The organism is Bacillus sp. AP50, from assembly GCF_040492675.1.
Lineage (GTDB): Bacteria > Bacillota > Bacilli > Bacillales > Bacillaceae_G > Bacillus_A > Bacillus_A cereus.
Genome location: NZ_JBEUTW010000662.1, coordinates 1 through 5,724, shown reverse-complemented (window position 1 = coordinate 5,724; position 5,724 = coordinate 1). Strand labels below are relative to the sequence as shown.

The following is a 5,724-nucleotide window of genomic DNA, read 5'->3' as shown; positions in this document are numbered from 1 at the left end:
ATATAATATTTTGTATTTAAGTTAAATATTGTATGTTACATTTTATGTAGTAAGCATTTTAAAAGGAGCTGACAACATAATGAATGGAAAAAGAAAAATTTTCACATGTATTTCTATTGTAGGAATCGGACTAGCTAGTTTTTCTAATTCTAGTTTCGCAGCAAGTGTAACGGACAATTCAGTACAAAATTCTATTCCCGTAGTTAATCAACAAGTAGCTGCTGCAAAGGAAATGAAACCATTTCCCCAGCAAGTTAATTATGCAGGTGTTATAAAACCGAATCATGTTACACAGGAAAGTTTAAATGCTTCTGTAAGAAGTTACTACGATAATTGGAAAAAGAAATATTTGAAAAATGATTTATCTTCTTTACCTGGTGGTTATTACGTAAAAGGAGAGATTACAGGTGATGCAGATGGGTTTAAGCCACTCGGAACTTCAGAAGGTCAAGGGTATGGGATGATAATTACAGTATTAATGGCTGGTTATGATTCGAATGCTCAAAAAATCTATGACGGTTTATTTAAAACAGCAAGAACTTTTAAAAGTTCTCAAAATCCTAATTTAATGGGATGGGTTGTCGCAGATAGTAAAAAAGCACAAGGTCATTTTGATTCTGCTACTGATGGAGATTTAGATATGGCGTATTCTCTTCTTCTTGCTCATAAGCAGTGGGGATCTAATGGAACAGTTAATTATTTGAAAGAAGCACAAGACATGATTACAAAAGGTATTAAAGCTAGTAATGTTACAAATAATAACCGACTAAATTTAGGAGATTGGGATTCTAAAAGTTCACTTGATACGAGACCATCTGATTGGATGATGTCACACCTTAGAGCATTTTATGAATTTACAGGTGATAAAACTTGGCTTACTGTTATTAATAATTTGTACGGTGTTTATACGCAATTTAGTAATAAATACTCTCCAAATACAGGACTTATTTCAGATTTCGTTGTAAAAAACCCACCTCAACCCGCACCTAAAGACTTCTTAGATGAGTCAGAATATACAAATGCATATTATTACAATGCTAGTCGGGTACCATTGAGAATTGTAATGGACTATGCGATGTACGGCGAGAAAAGAAGTAAAGTCATTTCTGATAAAGTTTCTTCGTGGATTCAAAATAAAACGAATGGAAATCCTTCTAAAATTGTGGATGGTTATCAATTAAATGGATCTAATATTGGTAGTTATTCAACTGCTGTATTTGTTTCACCGTTTATTGCTGCAAGTATAACAAGTAGCAATAATCAAAAGTGGGTAAATAGCGGTTGGGATTGGATGAAGAATAAGAGAGAAAGTTATTTTAGTGATAGTTATAATTTATTAACTATGTTATTTATTACAGGAAATTGGTGGAAACCTGTACCTGATGATACAAAAATACAAAATCAAATAAATGATGCAATTTATGAAGGATACGATAATTAATTAAATTTGAGAATGGTTACTCAAGAAAGGAATTAGCATACGCTAGTTCCTTTTTAATATTTTGTAAAACATTATCCATTCTAAAATTTGCATAGATATACTTGCTTTTTTCATATACATAGTTACTAATGACTCAATTTTTTCGTGAGAGGAGCGTATTTCTTGGAAAAAGTATTATTTTTCGGAGACCCAGGTATTGATGACTCATTTGCCATTATGTATGGCTTACTGCATCCCGAAATTGAAATTGTCGGTATTGTAACTGGATACGGAAATGTTGAGCATATACATGCTGCACATAATGCAGCGTATATTTTGCAGTTAGCAAATAGACAAGACATTCCTGTCATTAGTGGTGCAACAAAACCACTTACAGAAGAAATTACTACGTACTATCCTGAAATTCACGGAGCAGAAGGATTAGGGCCTATCCATGTTCCAGAAAATGTATTATCTATTCCAATATATAATTTCGGCAGTATTGCTGCGATTCTTATAAAGTACGGAAAAGATTTGACAATTGTTGATGTAGGAAGATCTACCTCGTTAGCAATTGCTTTTAATTTATGGAATGATTTAATGCTAAATGTAAAAGGAATCTATTTCATGGGTGGTGTTTTTTTAGAAGTAGGAAACGTTACGCCGTTAGCAGAGGCAAATGTGTATGGAGATCCTATAGCAAGTAAAATTGTTTTCCATCAAGCAAAGAATTTATTAATATTCCCTTTAAATGTAACAAACAAAGCTGTGTTAACACCAAATGTGTTTGACTATATTCAAGCTAATTCAAAGAATCCATTCCATACGATAATGAAACCAATGTATGATTACTATTTTTCTGCATACCAAAAACTTAATCCATCTATCGAAGGGCCATTGCTTCATGATGTGGTTGCTATAAGTGGATTAGTTAACCAAAGTTTTTTTGAATTTGCGCATCGTACAGTGAATGTAGATACATACGGAGATACGAAAGGACAAACATTTGCTGATTTTCGCCCTAACTCTAAATCTGAAGGAGCCCGTATAGCTTTAGAAATAGATGCAGAAAAATTCATTCAAGATTTTATAAAAATTATGTTATAAGTCGTTGTCGAAAAAGGGAATTATTTCGCTACGTTGAATATAAACATACATCCTCTATATAAGGGAGCTTACAATATTGAATATCCAGTTAAAGGTTGTTACGAGAGAAAATTGGGAAGAAGCATTAAAACTACAAGTTAAAGAAAATCAGTTGAAATTTGTTCCATCCGTAGCAGTTTCGCTTGCTAAAGTATATATAAAACCAGATGGTGACAATGTAGAGTACATACCACTCGCTATATACGATGGTGACCTTATGGTTGGTTTTGTTATGCATGCTGTTGTAAGAGAGACATCAGATATGTATTGGATTAACGGATTTATTATTGATCAATCGCAGCAAGGTAATGGTTATGGAAAAGCAGCATTACAAGAAAGTATTAATATAATAAAAAATACTTTTAAATCGTGTAAAGAAATTAGATTAACAGTACATAAAGATAATATCTCTGCAAAGAAACTATATGAACGATATGGTTTCATATCATTAGGACAGGAGTATGATGGTGAGCAAGTATATCGTTTATTTGTTTAACTATTATGAAGTAAAGGTGTGAAATGAAATATGCAATTTACTGAATTGAAAATTGAAGTATTCATTCCTGAAGAATATATTGAAACATTAAGGGATGAATTAAATAAAATTGGAGCATGTAAAACGGGCGAATATGACCATTGTCTTTCCTATAGTTCAGTGAAAGGATATTGGAGACCTTTAGACGAGGCATCTCCTTTTAATGGAGAAATTGGTCGAATATGCGAAGGGCAAGAATGTAAAGTTGAAATAAAGTGTAAACGAGAACTTGTAAAAGATGCTCTTGAAGTTATTAATGATATGCATCCGTATGAAACACCTATGATTTATATTATACCAATACTAAATGACTATTTTGAGCAACTATACATCGAATAACTAGGAGGAATATCAATTGAAAAGTAAATTCCATCATATTGTACGAGCAGTCATGATAAAAGATGAAAAATTATTAGTTGCTGAATATATTGGCCATCATTATTTTTTACCTGGTGGCCATGTTGAAATTGGAGAATCAGTAGAGAATGCATTAATAAGAGAGTTAAGAGAAGAACTTGGAGTAAACTGTAGTATACAACAATTTTTAGGAGTCATAGAAAATCAATGGCAAGATAAAGAAGTGCTCCATCATGAAATTAATCACATTTTTGAAGTAGAGTCACAAGATTTACATACGGACTTAACACCGAAATCGAGCGAGTCTCATTTAGCATTTCACTGGATAGATTATAATAAAGAAGCCTTAAATCATTATGAAATCATGCCAATGCCTTTAGTGAAGGAATTACTAGAAAGAAAGTTAAGCGATGAACTACTAAATTGTTGGATTAGTAATTTTTAAATCACTTTATTTATAGTAAATACGTCCATCGAATAAATATAAAGAAAATAGGCTGGAAAACAAGGTACATCACCTAGTGTAAGTTCATATTTTGTTGATGTACGCATTTAGTCTATAGTCTTGTTTCTATTTTGTTTACAAAAATATATAAACTTTAACGTTTGGGCGAAATTTATATTTATAAATGGAGGGGTTCGTAATGAATCAGTTTCAACATGAATTACAAACATTAAACCTTAATGATTATCAAACTGGTAATGTTGTGTATTGGGATCAACAACAAAGTCAATATCCATATTATTACATCCAAGGCGATGCACGTCGTTGTGGCGGATGCGGAGGTTGTGGCGGACGCTGTGGCGGTTGCGGCGGCGGCAGATGTGGTGGTTGCGTAGGTTGTGCCGGATGTTTTGGTTGCTTTAATTGCTGGAACTGGTGGATTATTTAAATATAGTACATCATTAATATTTTATATGAAAGAAAGGTGTAAATACTGTTTATACTTTTCTTTCATGCTGTAATTTTGATGTGTATTAAGGGGGATTTATTTGTATACATATGATAAGTTGATTTCTTGGGTAGAGAATATAAAAGAAAAAAATCATAGTTCTGCTACAGCAATTTGTATTATAAAAAATAATAAAGTCGTATTAGAGCATTATAGCGGTTATCACTCAAATACATCGACTAATAAAAAAGTAACCGCATCTTCGCAGTTCAACGTTGCTTCTGCTAGAAAAAGTTATTTAGGATTAATGATAGCGTATGCGCTTTACGAGGGGAAAATAAACTCTATTGATGATGAAGCGATAAAATATTTTAAAGACTTTAATCCTGCATTGCTTGGTAAAACAACGATAAGACATTTAGTAACACATTCGCACGGATTAGAAGAAATGAATGACGGGACAATTTTTCGTGAATTTGAACCGGGACAAGCATGGGCATATAGAGATATTAATGTAAGAATGATGACACGTCTTATTTATCAGCTATATAACAAAAGTTTTCCTGAATTGTTAAAGGAGCGTGTTTTTAAGCCTGCTAATTTTCAAGAAACAGGTTGGAGAGTTCAGCGAGATGAAAATTTAGTTGACGTTGTTAATAATCCAAATGAAGACGCGACTAGTGAAATTGGTACGGTAGATGACGGTACTGAAAAAAATCTGTTTGTCTCAGCTAGAGAATTTGCTTATTGGGGCAATCTTCATTTAAATCAAGGTGTGATAAACGGTAAGCAAATTGTTCCAAAAGAAGTTATAAAAATCGCTACGAGTTTGCAGAGTCCAACATATGTAAATAAAGAGCTACCACAAAATGGCTTGTTTTGGTTCGTTCAAAATGAACCTGCACAATTAAGCGAACTTGGTGAACGTGTTCCAAAAGGGTCATATCAAATATTAGGGATTACTGGACCGACTATTTTAGTAATACCTGAATATAATGTAGTTGTTGCAAAAATGTATAACAAAAGATATAACTACGGCGGTGATAATTACTTATATTATTTACGTGAATTTAGTAATTTAGTCGCTGATACATTTAGTAACGGTAATAGGGCATAATTACTCCTATAACAAAAAGGAGTGATTGTAAGTGAAAGATAAAGTGAACAAAAATAAAAAACAAAATATAAAAGATGTAAATACAGAGCAAAATGCAATTTATAGCGATCCTAAAGATGCAGCTAATATGCAAACTGTACCGCAGCCGAAGGATTTTGATGAAATCGAATATTAATTTTTCATCCGACTATATGATGAATGAAAAATACGTCTTAAGTCTCATCACATATAAGAAATTATTTGATAACATATATAC

General features: G+C 32.5%; 8 protein-coding genes. All 8 read left to right on the top strand.

Annotated elements, in window-relative coordinates:
• The first annotated feature begins 79 nt into the window (after nt 1-79).
• The 8 genes from ABWK52_RS28080 (at nt 80) to ABWK52_RS28045 (ending at nt 5,643) form a co-directional block, all read left to right on the top strand.
• Nucleotides 80-1,441 carry a glycosyl hydrolase family 8 gene (locus tag ABWK52_RS28080; RefSeq protein ID WP_098022749.1) on the top strand — a complete coding sequence of 454 codons (1,362 nt, stop codon included), beginning with the start codon at nt 80-82 and terminating at the stop codon, nt 1,439-1,441.
• A 162-nt stretch (nt 1,442-1,603) separates the two neighbouring features.
• Nucleotides 1,604-2,527, top strand: coding sequence for a nucleoside hydrolase (locus tag ABWK52_RS28075; RefSeq protein ID WP_000416779.1), 924 nt, complete (start codon nt 1,604-1,606; stop codon nt 2,525-2,527).
• A gap of 76 nt (nt 2,528-2,603) precedes the next feature.
• The gene (locus ABWK52_RS28070; RefSeq protein ID WP_001025615.1) at nt 2,604-3,062 is read left to right on the top strand and encodes a GNAT family N-acetyltransferase; all 459 of its coding nucleotides are present in this window, start codon (nt 2,604-2,606) and stop codon (nt 3,060-3,062) included.
• A gap of 30 nt (nt 3,063-3,092) precedes the next feature.
• Entirely contained in the window at nt 3,093-3,440 is a 348-nt protein-coding gene (gene cutA, locus ABWK52_RS28065) for a divalent cation tolerance protein CutA (protein ID WP_001160775.1), read from the top strand.
• 16 nt (nt 3,441-3,456) lie between these two features.
• Complete coding sequence (locus tag ABWK52_RS28060; protein ID WP_000836836.1) at nt 3,457-3,903, top strand: NUDIX domain-containing protein; 447 nt, start codon at nt 3,457-3,459, stop codon at nt 3,901-3,903.
• A gap of 199 nt (nt 3,904-4,102) precedes the next feature.
• Nucleotides 4,103-4,351 carry a heterocycloanthracin/sonorensin family bacteriocin gene (locus ABWK52_RS28055; RefSeq protein WP_001071345.1) on the top strand — a complete coding sequence of 83 codons (249 nt, stop codon included), beginning with the start codon at nt 4,103-4,105 and terminating at the stop codon, nt 4,349-4,351.
• A gap of 100 nt (nt 4,352-4,451) precedes the next feature.
• On the top strand, nt 4,452-5,468 hold the full coding sequence (locus ABWK52_RS28050; RefSeq protein WP_000288900.1) for a serine hydrolase domain-containing protein: 1,017 nt from the start codon (nt 4,452-4,454) through the stop codon (nt 5,466-5,468).
• A gap of 31 nt (nt 5,469-5,499) precedes the next feature.
• On the top strand, nt 5,500-5,643 hold the full coding sequence (locus ABWK52_RS28045; protein WP_000653680.1) for a hypothetical protein: 144 nt from the start codon (nt 5,500-5,502) through the stop codon (nt 5,641-5,643).
• The last annotated feature ends 81 nt before the right edge of the window (nt 5,644-5,724 follow it).

Excerpts from the sequence above, each read along its gene's own strand:
- cutA (WP_001160775.1), top strand. The coding sequence starts at position 3,093 with ATGCAATTTACTGAATTGAAAATTGAAGTATTCATTCCTGAAGAATAT.
- ABWK52_RS28080 (WP_098022749.1), top strand. The coding sequence starts at position 80 with ATGAATGGAAAAAGAAAAATTTTCACATGTATTTCTATTGTAGGAATC.
- ABWK52_RS28055 (WP_001071345.1), top strand. The coding sequence starts at position 4,103 with ATGAATCAGTTTCAACATGAATTACAAACATTAAACCTTAATGATTAT.